12 protein-coding genes are annotated in these 12971 nt (G+C 67.7%); 9 read left to right on the top strand and 3 right to left on the bottom strand.

Going from position 1 to position 12971, the window contains the following annotated elements; translation table 11 throughout:
* The first annotated feature begins 6 nt into the window (after positions 1–6).
* On the top strand, positions 7–447 hold the full coding sequence (locus tag QFZ60_RS03455; protein ID WP_307088165.1) for a hypothetical protein: 441 nt from the start codon (positions 7–9) through the stop codon (positions 445–447).
* Here the strand turns inward: QFZ60_RS03455 and QFZ60_RS03450 are convergent.
* From QFZ60_RS03450 to QFZ60_RS03440, 3 genes are all read right to left on the bottom strand, one after another.
* Positions 416–2392, bottom strand: coding sequence for an amino acid transporter (locus tag QFZ60_RS03450; protein ID WP_307088162.1), 1977 nt, complete (start codon positions 2390–2392; stop codon positions 416–418). The genes QFZ60_RS03455 and QFZ60_RS03450 overlap by 32 nt on opposite strands.
* Positions 2393–2533: 141 nt before the next feature.
* A complete protein-coding gene (locus QFZ60_RS03445) occupies positions 2534–3217 on the bottom strand; it encodes a response regulator (RefSeq protein WP_307088160.1) in 684 nt (227 codons plus the stop codon).
* Positions 3214–5787: a DUF4118 domain-containing protein gene (locus QFZ60_RS03440; protein ID WP_307088158.1), complete on the bottom strand. Its 2574-nt coding sequence runs from the start codon at positions 5785–5787 to the stop codon at positions 3214–3216. The genes QFZ60_RS03445 and QFZ60_RS03440 overlap by 4 nt, the downstream gene beginning before the upstream one ends.
* A 143-nt stretch (positions 5788–5930) precedes the next feature.
* On the opposite strand from QFZ60_RS03440, the gene QFZ60_RS03435 reads away from it, so the two are divergent.
* The 8 genes from QFZ60_RS03435 (at position 5931) to QFZ60_RS03400 (ending at position 12932) form a co-directional block, all read left to right on the top strand.
* Entirely contained in the window at positions 5931–6131 is a 201-nt protein-coding gene (locus tag QFZ60_RS03435) for a DUF2795 domain-containing protein (RefSeq protein ID WP_307088156.1), read from the top strand.
* 47 nt (positions 6132–6178) lie between these two features.
* The gene (locus QFZ60_RS03430; protein ID WP_307088154.1) at positions 6179–6925 is read left to right on the top strand and encodes an ABC transporter permease; all 747 of its coding nucleotides are present in this window, start codon (positions 6179–6181) and stop codon (positions 6923–6925) included.
* A 94-nt stretch (positions 6926–7019) separates the two neighbouring features.
* Complete coding sequence (locus QFZ60_RS03425) at positions 7020–7601, top strand: hypothetical protein (RefSeq protein WP_307088151.1); 582 nt, start codon at positions 7020–7022, stop codon at positions 7599–7601.
* Between the two features lie 42 nt (positions 7602–7643).
* Positions 7644–8333, top strand: coding sequence for an alpha/beta hydrolase (locus tag QFZ60_RS03420; RefSeq protein WP_307088149.1), 690 nt, complete (start codon positions 7644–7646; stop codon positions 8331–8333).
* Positions 8334–8401: 68 nt separating this feature from the next.
* On the top strand, positions 8402–9862 hold the full coding sequence (locus QFZ60_RS03415; protein WP_307088147.1) for a TrkH family potassium uptake protein: 1461 nt from the start codon (positions 8402–8404) through the stop codon (positions 9860–9862).
* On the top strand, positions 9855–10547 hold the full coding sequence (locus QFZ60_RS03410; protein ID WP_200830433.1) for a TrkA family potassium uptake protein: 693 nt from the start codon (positions 9855–9857) through the stop codon (positions 10545–10547). Before QFZ60_RS03415 ends, QFZ60_RS03410 begins: the two co-directional genes overlap by 8 nt.
* Before the next feature lie 67 nt (positions 10548–10614).
* Positions 10615–11727, top strand: a complete 1113-nt coding sequence (locus QFZ60_RS03405; protein ID WP_307088145.1) for an FAD-dependent monooxygenase — start codon at positions 10615–10617, stop codon at positions 11725–11727.
* 8 nt (positions 11728–11735) lie between these two features.
* Positions 11736–12932 carry a cation:proton antiporter gene (locus tag QFZ60_RS03400; protein ID WP_307088144.1) on the top strand — a complete coding sequence of 399 codons (1197 nt, stop codon included), beginning with the start codon at positions 11736–11738 and terminating at the stop codon, positions 12930–12932.
* Positions 12933–12971: the final 39 nt, after the last annotated feature.

The following is a 12971-nucleotide window of genomic DNA, read 5'->3' as shown; positions in this document are numbered from 1 at the left end:
GCGCAGATGCGATGGGATGAGCTGCCCGAGGACCGGGGCAGGGTCAAGTTCGCCGCGGCGGCCGGGGCGGTGGAGGGCTACGGCGGCCGTGGGCTGAACGGCCGGGCCCTGCATCCGGCCGCCGGTTATCTCTTCCCGGACGAGGACGGCGAGGGGTGGTGGGTCATTTTCCAGCCCTTGCCGTCACCCGGTCCACCCGGGCACAAAGTCCCCGGGGACGTCCTCGCCTGCAACGATTCCGTCGGTGACGTGGTGCATGTAGTGGTGCTGGCCGCGGGCGTTTGGGAGGACGACGCCGAGGCCGCCTTCCGCGCGCACCTCCCGTCGAGCCTCGCGGAGGCCGCCCGCGTTGCAGCCTCGGTTGCGCAGGTGGCGGGACGGGAGCACAGGGACCGGCCGACGCCGGAACCTCCCGTCAGCCCACGTGGACCCAGGGACGCTGGCTGACATCCGGCACGGCCTCGCGCAGCACCTCCCTGGTCACGGGTGCGATTTCGCCCTCGCCCAGGAACAGGAACCGGACGAGGTTGGTGATGGGGTTGCCCTCGGTCCAGCGGAAGTAGATGTGCGGCATCAGCCCGGTGACGTCCCTGATGTGCAGCAGCACCGAGGCGATGGTGTTGGGGACCACCGGCCCGTGGACTTCGAGGATGTGGTAGCCGTGGCGGGTCACCCCATTGACGTACAGTTCGGTTTCGAAGTCCGAGGAGTCGTCCACGACGACCTCGAGGAACAGGGCGTCACCGGCCAGCGGGAGGTGGCTGACCTCGATGGCTGATTCGAGTTTGTCCCGGTACGCCTCCGGCGACAGCCGCAGGGGCTCGTGCGCGATGATGGTGATGGGCCCGTCGAGGGTGCTGGACATGAACTCCAGGGCCTGCTGGTCCAGGTGCACCCGGGTGGCGTGCAGTTCAAAGGAACGCCGGACCCTGGACAGCAGTGAGATGACGATAATGCCCAGGATGAACACGGCGGCAATCCGGATGCCTTCCGGGCGTTCGAAGATGTTGGCCACCGTGGTGTAGGCGAACACCACCGAGATGGCGCCGAAACCCAGCGTGAGGTTCCGCTGCCCGCGCCGGCGCGCCGACAGCGTGACGGCCACGGCCGCGGAGGTCATCAGCACCAGGACGCCGGTGGCATACGCACCGCCCTGGGCGTCGACGTCGGCCTTGAAAATGAAGGTGATCAGGAAGCCGATCAGCGTGAAGACGAGCACCAGGGGCCGGACGGCCTTGGCCCAGGCCGGAGCCATGCCGTAGCGCGGCAGGTACCGGGGAACCAGGTTCAGCAGGCCGGCCATGGCAGACGCGCCGGCGAACCAGAGGATGCCGATGGTGCTGATGTCATAGACGCTGCCGAACCCTACGCCGAGATATTCGTGCGCCAGGTAGGCCAGGGCACGGCCGTTCGCCTGGCCGCCGGGCTGGAATTCCTGCTCCGGAATGAGGACAACGGTGATGAAGCTGGTGGTCAGCAGGAAGACGCTCATGATCACCGCGGCGGTGGTGAGCATGCGCCGCGCACCCCGGATGCGGCCCGCATGGTTTTCTTCCGTATCATCCGCCGCTCCCCGTACCTGCGGCATCACGGCGACGCCGGTTTCGAACCCCGACAGGCCCAGCGCCAGTTTGGGGAACACCAGCAGCGCGATGGCCACGGCCATCAACGGGTTTCCATGGGATACCCATAAGTTGGTCCACCAGTCCCCCATGGCCGCGGGGTGTGTGAGGACCTGGGCGAGGGTGACAACCACCACCACAGCGTTCAGGCCCAGGTAGAGGACCACCAGGACCACGGCGACGCCGATGGCTTCCTTGAATCCGCGCAGGAACACCGCAGCCAGAAGGGCCAGCAGGAAAAGCGTGACGGGGACGTTCTGGTTCTGAAGCCAGCCGGGAGCGACAGGATTGCCGATCAGGTGGGCGGTGGCGTCGGCTGCCGAGAGGGTCATGGTGATCATGAAGTCGGTGGCTGCGAACCCCAGGAGGACCAGCACCAGGAGCTTGCCTCCCCAGCGGGGCAGCAGCCGCTCAAGCATGGCAATGGAGCCTTCACCGCGGGGGCTTTCACCGGCGACCCTCCGGTACACGGGCAGGGCGCCCAAAAGGGTCACCGCCACCAGCACCAGGGTGGCCAGCGGGGAGATGACGCCGGCCGCCAGCGCCGCGATGGCCGGCTGGTATCCGAGGGTGGAGAAGTAGTCCACGCCGGTGAGGCACATGACCTGCCACCAGGAATGCTTCTTCTCATGCTGCGTGGGGACGCCTCCGGGGCCTTGGTGGGCACCCTTGCTGTCCTGCAGCCCAAACAGCAGCCAGTCCTGGAGCGCCCTCCTGCCGTGCGGATGGGGCGCGGAAGGATCCGCCGGGGGCCTGCTCAACGTGGTCATCTCTGCCTTTCCGTGCTGCCCGATGCAGCGCGACCATTGCGAAGCTAGCACCGGCGGAAACGGCTGGCGGGCGGGCAGGGGATTTTTTGATGAATCCTTTACGGCGTATTTACGACGGCGGCGCGGGCCTGCCCCGGCACGTCACGGTTCGAACCGGTACCCCATGCCCGCTTCCGTCAGCAGGTGCCGCGGCCGGGCCGGATCAGCCTCCAGTTTGCGGCGCAGTTGGCCCATGTAAACGCGCAGGTAGTGGGTCTCGGTGTCGTAGCCGGGACCCCATACCTTCCGGAGCATCTGCTGCTGCGTGATGAGCCGTCCGGGATTGCGGACCAGCAGTTCCAGGATGGCCCACTCGCGCGGGGTGAGGCGGACCTGTTCCCCCGCACGGGTCACCTTCCGCTTCGCCAGGTCCACCTCGAAATCCCCCACGTCCACCGCAGCCGGATTGTCCGCCGCCTCCGCTGTCCCGGCCCGCCGTCCGGCGACCCGCAGCCGCGCCAGGAGTTCGTCCAGGCCGAACGGTTTGGTCACGTAGTCATCCGCGCCGGCGTCCAGGGCCCGGACTTTGTCCACGGATCCGTGCCGTGCTGACAGCACGATGATGGGCATGCTGCTGGTGCGGCGGATCCTGGTGATCACGTCCAGGCCGTTGATGTCCGGCAGGCCCAGGTCCAGCACCATGGCGTCCGGGTGGCCGGCCTCCGCGTACGTCAGCGCGGTCATCCCGTCCAGGGCAGTGAGCACCCGGTAGCCCTCCGCTTCCAGGTTGACCTGGAGGGCGCGCAGGAGCTGCGGCTCATCGTCAACAATCAGTACGGTCCTCACGAGGTGCTGGTGCCTGCTTTCCCGGGAACGTTCGCCACAGCCGGTCCTGCCGAAAGGGGCAGGCGGATAATTACCGTCAATCCTCCGCCGGGGGTGGGCTCCGCCAGCAGCTGGCCGCCCATGGCCTCCGTGAAGCCTTTCGCGACGGCGAGGCCAAGCCCCATGCCGAGGCCAACCGGCGCGTCATCGAGGCGCTGGAAAGGCTGGAACATGCCCTCGACGGCGGCAGCGGGCACACCCTGCCCGTGATCGACGATGTGCAGCTCGCCGAAGGGGGTGCCGACGTCGTCCGCTGCGTGGGATCCGCCCGTGACACCCACGATGGCAACATCGGACGATGGCGCGTACTTCAGCGCGTTTTCAACGATATTGGCGATAACCCGCTCCAGCATCCCCAGATCGGCGTCCACCGCGGGAATATTGGGGGCCAGGTCAACCCGGACGCGGTCCGCCGGGAGGCCGCGCAGGGCGTCTTCGATCGCGTCATCCCACATGACCGGGGCGGTCAGCGGCGCCGCCGAACCGCTGGAGATCCGGGACATGTCCAGGAGGTTGGAGATCAGCGCGTCCAGGCGTTCAGTGTAGGACTCGATGGTTTCGAGCATCTCGGCCTGCACCTCTGCCGGCAGCCTCCGGCCTTGCCGCCGGAGCGCCGTTACGGCCAGCTTTATCCCCGCCAGCGGGGTGCGCAGGTCATGGCTGACGGCACGCAGGATGGCGGTGCGGACGCTGTTGCCCTCGGCCAGTTTTGCGGTGCTCTGCAGAGTCCGCTGAAGGGCATGGCGTTGGCGCAGCAGCAGCAGATGCGCCCCGTGGGCGGCCAGGAGGAGCCGGTCACCGGCCGTGAGGGTCCGCCCCGAGAGGACCAGCGCGGTCCCGGCATCGGGCAGTTCCACGCTGTCGGTCAAGGCTGCAGCATCCGGGGAGGGAGGCGGAGAGTCACCCGAAAAGGCTTGAAGCGCCCATGCAGCTTCCCCGTTCCCGGATGTAGTGAAGAGCCCCGCGGACCGGACCTGGAAGGTCTCCCGGACCTTGTCCATGAACGCGGCGACGGTGTCGTCGGCGAGCAGGGCATCATGGGCGAGGTCAGCGAGGGTGGCGGCTTCCGCGCGTGCACGTGCCGCCTCCCGGGCGCGCCTGGCTGACAGGCCCACCACGAGTGACACAGCCACAGCCGCGCTCAGGAAGACCAACAGTGCGAAGACGTTCTGGGGGTCGCTGATGTTGAATGTTCCCACCGGGTCCGTCTGGAAGTAGTTGAGCAGCAGCGAGTCCAGGACGGCTGCGAGCACTGCGGGCCACAGGCCGCCGATGAACGCCACCGCCATCACCCCGGTCAGATGGACCAGCGCATGCGTGGCCAGGTTCAGCTCCGGGCTGACGGACAGCATCGCTGTCAGCAGGACCGGAAGGAGTACGGCCAGGACGAAACCGGCCGCGGTGCGCCTGCGGCTGAGCGCGGCGTGCGCCGGCCCCGGCAACCCGGGGCCACCCTGCTGATGGGACACGATGTGCACGTCCACATCACCGGAACCCCGGACCACTTTTGCGCCTGTACCGGTGCCAAAAACCCGGCTCCAAAGCCGTCCGGGCGAGGTACCGATGACGATTTGCGTGGCGTTGACGCTCCGGGCAAATTCCAGGAGTGATGCTGCAGTTTCCTCGCCGGACACCGTGTGGGAGGTTCCGCCGAGGTCGGCAACGAGCTGCCGCTGCGCGTCCAGCAAGCGGCCCGGCCCTGCGCTGCGCCCCTCGGCCCGCCGCACATGGACAGCCAACAGGTCCCCGCCGCGGACACCGGACAGGATGCGGGACGCCCGCCGGATGAGCAGTTCACCTTCCGGGCCCCCGCTGAGTCCCACGACGATCCGCTCACGGGCGGGCCAGGTGGCGGTGATGCCTTGGCTGGCCCGATAATCCGCCAGGCCTTCATCCACCCGGCCTGCCAGCCAGATCAAGGCGATCTCTCGGAGGGCAATGAGGTTGCCCAGGCGGTAGCCGCCGGCCAGGGCGGCATCGATCCTGTCCTTCGGGAACACTTTCCCGTCGGCAACCCTCTGGCGCAGGAGTTCCGGTGATATGTCCACCAGCTCGATATGGTCTGCACGCCGCACCACGGCGTCCGGGACCGACGCCTCCCCCGGCTCGTCAGTGATGGCGGCGACAACATCCTTCAGCGAGGCCACGTGCTGCACGGTAAGGGTGGTGAGCACATCGGTCCCGGCGGCCAGAAGCTCCTCGATGTCCTGCCAACGGCGTTCGTTGCTGCTGCCTTCGGTGTTGACGTGTGCGTAGTCGTCGACGACGGCCACGTCCGGTTTCCGGGCCAGGACGGCCTCAACGTCGAGCCCGGGCACCTCCGTTCCGTGGGATGCCTGTGGCAGCCGCGGCGCCACGACGTCGAGCCCGTCAAGAAGCTGCCTGGTTTCCTGCCTGCCGTGGTCCGCTGCGATGCCGACGGCGACGTCCCTGCCGCAGCCCGCAAGGCGGTGCGCTTCACGCAGCATGGAGTACGTGGTGCCGGCCCCAGCCGCCGCACCCAGGAAAATCCGAAGCGTTCCCCGTGCCATATCCACAGTCTTATCCCCTCCGGCCGCGCGGACCAACTCGGTGCGTGCACCGGCCCAGCGGCAGGGCTACGATAAGTCCACCGCGGCCCGAACGTGGTGGGCCACGGTGAGCAGAGCGGCACACCGAAAGGAAACCCGGCACCATGGCAGACTCCCCCAACCCCATCCAGGTCCAGAAGTTCCTGGGTGGCATCGACTACCCCGCGAAGCGTGAGGACCTGCTGTCCCGTGCCAAGGACTCCGGGGCTGACAGCAACGTGATCCAGGCCCTCGAGGCACTCCCGGACCGGGAATATGACAGCCCGACGGCGGTAAGTTCAGCGATTTCGGACAGCAGCTCGTAGGCGGGTTCACAGGGCCCCGCTTCCGGCAGCCCCGCTAAGCTGGCGGCATGCCCGCCTTTTCCGCCCTGTTGCCCACCATCGTGGCCGTCGCCATCCTGGCGGCACTCACGGTGGGCATCCTCCGGGCGGCGCGGACGCCGTCGTACCTCTCCCCTGCCCTGGCCATCCTCCGCGGGGCGGCCCAGCTCGCTGCCATCAGCCTGGTGCTGGGCGGCGTCATCAGCAGCCCGCTCTGGGTGGCGGCGGCCCTGCTGGTCATGTTCAGCGTCGCTTCCGTGACGGCAACGCGGCGGCTCACCTGGTCCTGGCGGCGCTTTGCCCTGGTGGCCGCGACCATGGCCGCGGGCATCCTGGTGACCCTCGCGGTCGTCTTTGGAACGGGTGCCATCGAGTTCGCGCCGCGGTACCTGCTGGCCGTGGGCGGCATCGTGATCGGCAACTCGATGACCATCGCCACCCTGGCCGGCCGCCGCTTCTTTGAAGCCGTGGTGGAGCAGTGGGACCAGGTGGAGGGCTGGCTGGCGCTGGGCGCATCGCCGCGGCAGGCAACCCTGATCCAGGCCCGGCAGGCCGTTCATTCGGCCCTGATCCCGTCCACCGACCAGACCAAGACCACCGGGCTGGTCACCCTTCCCGGCGCGTTCGTGGGCGCGATCTTCGGCGGTGCCTCACCCCTGGAGGCCGGCCGGTTCCAGGTGGTGGTGCTGGCCTCGATCATGGCGGCCGGGTCCATCACCGCCGTCGCGCTGATCCGCTCGCTGGGCAATGTGAAGGTGCGGCCCGCGCCGCTGTAGGGGCCGGCAGGCGTGGGACCTTCAGCCCTAGCCCGGCCGGGTGTACTGGGGGAAGGTCGAAGTGGCTCCCCGGGTCTTGAAACGGCCCATCCTTATGCCACCCCCGCATGCCATGAACTCCCGCCGGATCACCCCAGCCACAGACCCCGCCGCGACTCACCCACGGGAACCCGGGCCGCGGCGCCGCGGTGTTGCCTGGAAGACAGCCCTGGCACTCCTGGCCGCCGTCGTGCTTCTCCTTCCCGTCATGCTGCTGCCGCTCACCACCGGAGTGCCGGTCTTCGCTTGGCTGCCCCTGCTCCTCGTGGGGCTGGCAGCCATGGTGTGGCTGGTGGTCCGGCGCCGGAAACCGCACGCACAGCTGGCCGGCGTGGGCGTCCTGGCACTCGTGGCCGCAGCGGCCGTGGTTGCGTCCCAGATCCTGTCCGGCACCCCGCCGATCACCGGTTCCGATGGCCAGCCCGTGCCGGGCAGCATCGCAGGCGCGGAGAAAGTGGAGCTGAACGGCAGCGAGCAGTGGATCCTGGTGCGGGGCCAGGATCCATCCAACCCTGTGCTGTTGAACCTGGGGATGGGCGGCCCAGGCGGCGGCGGCTTCTTCAACGCCCAGGAGTTCAGGCAGCTGGAGGACACGTTCACCGTGGTCAGCTGGGACGAGCCCGGCACCGGGAAGTGATACGGTTCGGTACCGGCCAAAGACCTCACCAAGGAACGGTACGTGAAGGACGCCGTTGCCCTCACCAACCTGCTGCGGGAGCGCTTCAAGCAGGAGAAGATCTTCATTTACGGCGTTTCATGGTCCAGCATCATCGGCCTCTGGCTGGTCCAGGAGCACCCGGAGCTGTACCACGCTTTCGCCAGCAGCGGCCAGATGGTGAACACCACAGAGAACGACCGCATGGGCTACGGGTTGGCGCTTCAGCACCTCGAGGAACAGGGCGATAAGGGGCGCGCCGAGGAACTCCGGCGGAATGGCCCTCCGCCCTACCGCGGCGACAACGTGGCGTCCCCCTACGTCGCCTTCCTGGACGTGCTGAACGAGATGATGGGATCGATGCGATTCTCGGTGGCCGTGCCGCTCATCCCGTTCTTCGTCCCCGAGTACGGCTACATCGACAAGGTCAACCACACGCGCGGGGTGATCGAATCATTCAACGCCGTCTACCCGCAACTCGAAAACCTCGACTCCCGTCAACAGGCCCTGGAGCTGGACGTTCCTGTCTACTTCTTCGTAGGCCGGAACGACATCAATGCCATGGCGTCACTGGTGGAGGACTACTACAACTCGCTCTCGGCACGGGACAAGAAACTGATTTGGCTGGAGGGAGGGCACGGGCTGGGCAGCGCCGAGAACCAGGACGTCTTTTTCGACGTGATGCGCAACCAGGTGCGGTTGCTCGCCGGATAACGTGAAGCTGCGGGCCGGGCCGGCATTGACCACACGGCGGGGCGTTCCGCGGTGGTACCGTGGCCGCTATGCACCTGAAGGCTTACCAGCGCGGCACCCCAACGCCACGCCGGAAGATTAAGCCGAGCCCGCCGTCAAGCGTCCGCAACGCCACGAACGACGCCGGCACCTGGCTGCGCGCCCTGCCACACCTGGTGCGCCGCGCAGCGCCCCGCCACCCCGCACAGCTGATTGTCCTGGGTTTCGCACTGGCCATCGCAGTAGGAACGGCACTGCTGATGCTGCCGGCGGCCAAGGCCGGAGCCGGCGCCGCTTCCTTCCTGGAAGCCCTGTTCACGGCCACCTCGGCGGTATGCGTCACCGGGCTGATCACTGTGGACACGCCCGTATTCTGGACCGGATTCGGGCAAGCCGTCATCCTTGTCCTGATCCAGATAGGCGGCTTTGGCGTGATGTCCTTCGGCACGCTCCTGGGTGTGTTCGCGGCAAGACGGCTGGGTCTGCGCTCACGGATGCTGGCGGCCGCCGAAACCAAAAGCGTGGGCTTCGGCGACGTCCGCCGCGTCCTGCTGGGCGTCTTCCTGATTACCCTCACCGTGGAGGGAACCCTGGCCGGGATCCTCACCCTGCGGTTCCTGGCGGGGTACGGCTATCCTCCCGGTGAGGCCATCTGGCACGGGGTTTTCCATGCGGTCTCCGCCTTCAACAATGCCGGATTTGCGCTCTACTCGGACAACCTCATGGGTTTCGCCCGCGACCCGTGGGTCCTCCTGCCCATCGCTGCCGGCGTGATCATTGGAGGCCTTGGCTTCCCCGTGCTGTTTGAGCTGCGGCGGCAGTACCGCCGGCCCGTCTTCTGGAGCATGAACACCAAACTGGTGCTGGTGGGCACGGCCCTGCTCCTGGCGCTCGGCACGGCCTTCCTGACGGCAGTCGAATGGACCAACAGCGCGGCCTTTGACGGACTGGCTCCCGGCGAACGGCTCCTGAACGGCTTCTTCCAGTCGGTCGTTACCCGCACCGCCGGCTTCAACACCGTGGACATCGGCCAGATGCACCCGGTGTCCTGGATGGGCATGGACATCCTGATGTTCATTGGCGCCGGGCCGGCCGGTACCGCCGGCGGCCTGAAGATCACCACCTTCGCCGTGCTGTTCTTCATCCTGTCCACCGAACTGCGCGGCGGCACCGCCGTCAACATCTTCGGCAAGCGACTTTCCCGGGCCGTGCACCGGCAGGCCATCACCGTGGTGCTGCTCGCCATCGCCGTGGTCACCGCCGCCACCATGTTCCTGATGCTGATCACTGATTTCGGGCAGGAACGGATCCTCTTCGAGGTGGTCTCCGCGTTCGCGACAGTGGGGATGTCCACGGGCATCACCGCAGCCATGCCGCCGGCCGGCCAGGTGGTCCTGATCCTGCTGATGTTCATCGGCCGCCTGGGCCCCGTCACGCTCGGCACCGCACTGGCGGTGCGCAGCAGGCCCATCATGTACGAATACCCCAAGGAAAGGCCCCTCATTGGCTAAGGACATGTTCATCAGGAAAGCCGGGCGCGTGGCACAGGCGGACTCCGTGGTGGTCATAGGCCTGGGCCGCTTCGGCGGCGCGCTGGCGCTGGAGCTTGAAGCCCAGGGCACCGAAGTGCTGGGCATCGACAGCGACGAGGACATTGTCCAGTCCTACAACGGGAGGCTGACCCACGTGGTGCGCGCCGACTCCACCAAGGAGGAGGTCCTGCGCCAGCTTTCCGTCCACGAATTCGACCGCGCCGTGGTGGGCATCGGCACCGATCTGGAGGCCAGCATCCTCACCACCTCCAGGCTGCTGACCTTCAAGCACCCACAGATCTGGGCCAAGGCCATCAGCGAACCCCATGCCGAAATCCTGGTCCAGCTGGGCGTCGAAAACGTGATCCGTCCCGAGCACGACATGGGCAAGCGGGTGGCGCACCTGGTGCGTGGTTCCATCCTTGACTACGTGGAATTCGAAGACGACTTTGTCATGATCCGCACCCAGCCCCCGTCCGAGGCGAGGAACCGTCCCCTCGGCGTGCTGGGCCTGCGGGACCAGTACGGGATTACCATCGTGGCCGTCAAGAGGCCCGGCTCAACCTGGCAGCACACCACTGCCCAGACCGTCCTTTACGACGACGACCAGATCATCGTGCAGGGCCCCAAGAACCTTGCGGAGCGGTTCAGCACGCTGCTGTAGGCCGGGCGTGGAGACGGGGGCCCATTGGGGCCTATAGTCCCCCGGGCCGGTGCACTACCCTGAGGGGGTGGCACAGCCTACGGTACTGATTTGCGGGGCAGGAATTGCCGGGCCCACCCTGGCATTCTGGCTGGCCCGGCGTGGATTCGCGCCGGCCCTGGTGGAACGGTCCGGCGGCCTGCGGTCCAGCGGCAACCCGGTGGACGTCCATGGAGACGCCACCGGCATCGCGCGGCGCATGGGTGTCCTCCCCCGCCTGCAGGCGGCCGCCACCCAAGCGCCGGGGCTGGCGTTCGTGACCCCGTCCGGGCACAGGATCGGCCCGCTCCGGCTTGGCCGTCCCCGCGGGGAGGACGTGGAGGTGCCGCGGGCAGACCTCGCCGCGGTCCTCTGCGAGGCAGCCGCGGACGGGACCGAGTTCCTGTTTGGGGATTCAGTCACTGCGCTGGAGCCGGACGACGGCGGCGTGGACGTTGCGTTCGAACGCTCACCGCCGCGGCGGTTCCACCTGGTGGTGGGCGCCGATGGGCTGCACTCCACCGTCCGCAGGCTGGCCTTTGGCCCGGAGGCAGGCTTTGTCCGCCCGCTTGGCCTGTACATTGCCACGCTGTCCCTCGGGCGGCCGGCGGCCGACCCCGCCACGGTCCTCATGTACAACGAGCCAGGCTTGTCGCTGACCATCCACCCCGTCCGCGGAACTGCCGGGGCCGGATTCATCTTCCGGGGACCAAAGCGTCCCGGCGCCGAGTACCGGGACCCGGAGGCCCAGCGCCGGATCGTCGCAAGTGCCTACAGCCGGCACCTTTGGCCTGTGCCGGAGCTGCCCGACCTGCACACCCAGGTACGCGACGCGCCGGACCTCTACTTTGATGCCGTCAGCCAGGTGCGGCTGCCGGCCTGGTCCCGCGGGCGGGTGGCCCTGCTGGGCGATGCGGCCTCCTGCGTGTCCCTGTTCGGGGACGGTTCCAGCATGGCCATGGTGGGCGCCAGCACGTTGGCTGAGGAGTTGTCAGCCACCCCCGCCAATCCCACAGCGGCGTTCCGCCGGTACGAGGCCCGCCACCGCAAGCTGGTGGCCTCACGCCAGCGCGGGTACCGTCTCGGAGCGGCCTTACTCGTTCCCGCTTCCCGTGCCGGCCTCACCGTCCGGAACCTCGCCGTCCGTCTGCTCCCGGGTTGATGGTGGCCATGGAAACAGCGCTGCTCCTGTCCTTCGCCGTCCTGCTGCTCATCGGGGTGCTCATCTCCGAGCGCGCCCACCGGACAGTGCTGTCCACGGCCGTGCTCTTCCTGGTGGGCGGGTTCCTGCTGGGACCCGGCGCCCTGGGCTTCATCAGGGTCTCGGCGGGCGACCCGATTGTGGGAGGCCTGGCGGAGCTGGCGTTGTTTTCGGTCCTCTTCACGGACGGGATGCGTGTTGGGTTCGGTGACCTGCGCTCCGCCTGGCGGCTGCCCGGCCGGGCCCTGCTGCTGGGACTGCCGCTGACCCTCGCCCTGACGGCAGTGTTTGCCCACGTCGTGGCCGGGCTGCCCTGGCTGGAATCCTTCCTCCTGGGCGCCATCCTGGCTCCGACGGATCCGGTGTTTGCGGCAGCGATCGTGGGCCGGGAAGAGGTCCCGGGCAGGCTCAGGCACCTCCTTAATGTTGAATCCGGCGTCAATGACGGCCTGGCCCTGCCGATCGTGTTGATCCTTTTGGCCGCTGCCGGTGGAAGTGATGCCCGCGGCGAGGAACTGCTGTTCGAGATTGTCCTGGGCATCCTTGTTGGTGTTGTGGTGCCCGTGGTCGTCCTTGCCCTGGAACGGCTGCCTTTCCTGCAGGCGACCAGGTCGCTCCAGCCCCTGCTGGCGGTATCCATCGGGCTCCTGGTGCTGGCCCTCTGCCAGGCGACCCACGCCAACCTGTTCCTGGGGGCGTTCGCGGCAGGCATCACAGTGGCCAGCCTTGGCCGGGGACTCCGCCACGAGTTTGAGCAGTTCGGCGAGCTTGTCACCGAACTACTGAAGCTGGCGGCCATCATGGTCTTCGGCGCCCTGATCACCCCGGCTTTCCTTTTCACGGAGATCCCCTTTGCCGGTTGGGTTTTCGCCCTCCTGGCACTGCTCATTGCCCGGCCCTTGGCCCTGCTGGTGTCCTTCCTCGGGGCCAAGTTGAGTATGCGCGAGCAGGCGGCGGCCATGTGGTTCGGGCCCAAGGGGTTCGCCTCGGTAGTGTACGGCCTGATCATCCTGGAATCCGGCATCGCACGTGCTGATGAGGTCTACCACCTGGTGGCCCTGGTGATCGTGCTCTCCATCCTGTCCCACTCCTCCACGGACGTGCTCATTGCCCGCCAATTTGGTGAGCGCGCCAAAAGCCCAGGGAAGCGAACCGAACATGCCTGACCCGCCACGGGATGGCCACACGATTGCGGCCGGCAAATC

This window comes from Arthrobacter sp. B2I5 (assembly GCF_030816735.1).
Lineage (GTDB): Bacteria > Actinomycetota > Actinomycetes > Actinomycetales > Micrococcaceae > Arthrobacter.
The sequence above is the reverse complement of the archived record's forward strand: the minus strand, read 5'-3'. Positions and strand labels throughout refer to the sequence as shown.

What these genes read in the sequence shown, in the direction of transcription:
- QFZ60_RS03455 (WP_307088165.1), top strand. Translation starts at nt 7, where the DNA reads ATGCGATGGGATGAGCTGCCCGAGGACCGGGGCAGGGTCAAGTTCGCC.
- QFZ60_RS03450 (WP_307088162.1), bottom strand. Translation starts at nt 2,392, where the DNA reads ATGACCACGTTGAGCAGGCCCCCGGCGGATCCTTCCGCGCCCCATCCG.
- QFZ60_RS03440 (WP_307088158.1), bottom strand. Translation starts at nt 5,787, where the DNA reads ATGGCACGGGGAACGCTTCGGATTTTCCTGGGTGCGGCGGCTGGGGCC.
- QFZ60_RS03435 (WP_307088156.1), top strand. Translation starts at nt 5,931, where the DNA reads ATGGCAGACTCCCCCAACCCCATCCAGGTCCAGAAGTTCCTGGGTGGC.
- QFZ60_RS03430 (WP_307088154.1), top strand. Translation starts at nt 6,179, where the DNA reads ATGCCCGCCTTTTCCGCCCTGTTGCCCACCATCGTGGCCGTCGCCATC.
- QFZ60_RS03425 (WP_307088151.1), top strand. Translation starts at nt 7,020, where the DNA reads ATGCCACCCCCGCATGCCATGAACTCCCGCCGGATCACCCCAGCCACA.
- QFZ60_RS03415 (WP_307088147.1), top strand. Translation starts at nt 8,402, where the DNA reads ATGCACCTGAAGGCTTACCAGCGCGGCACCCCAACGCCACGCCGGAAG.
- QFZ60_RS03400 (WP_307088144.1), top strand. Translation starts at nt 11,736, where the DNA reads ATGGAAACAGCGCTGCTCCTGTCCTTCGCCGTCCTGCTGCTCATCGGG.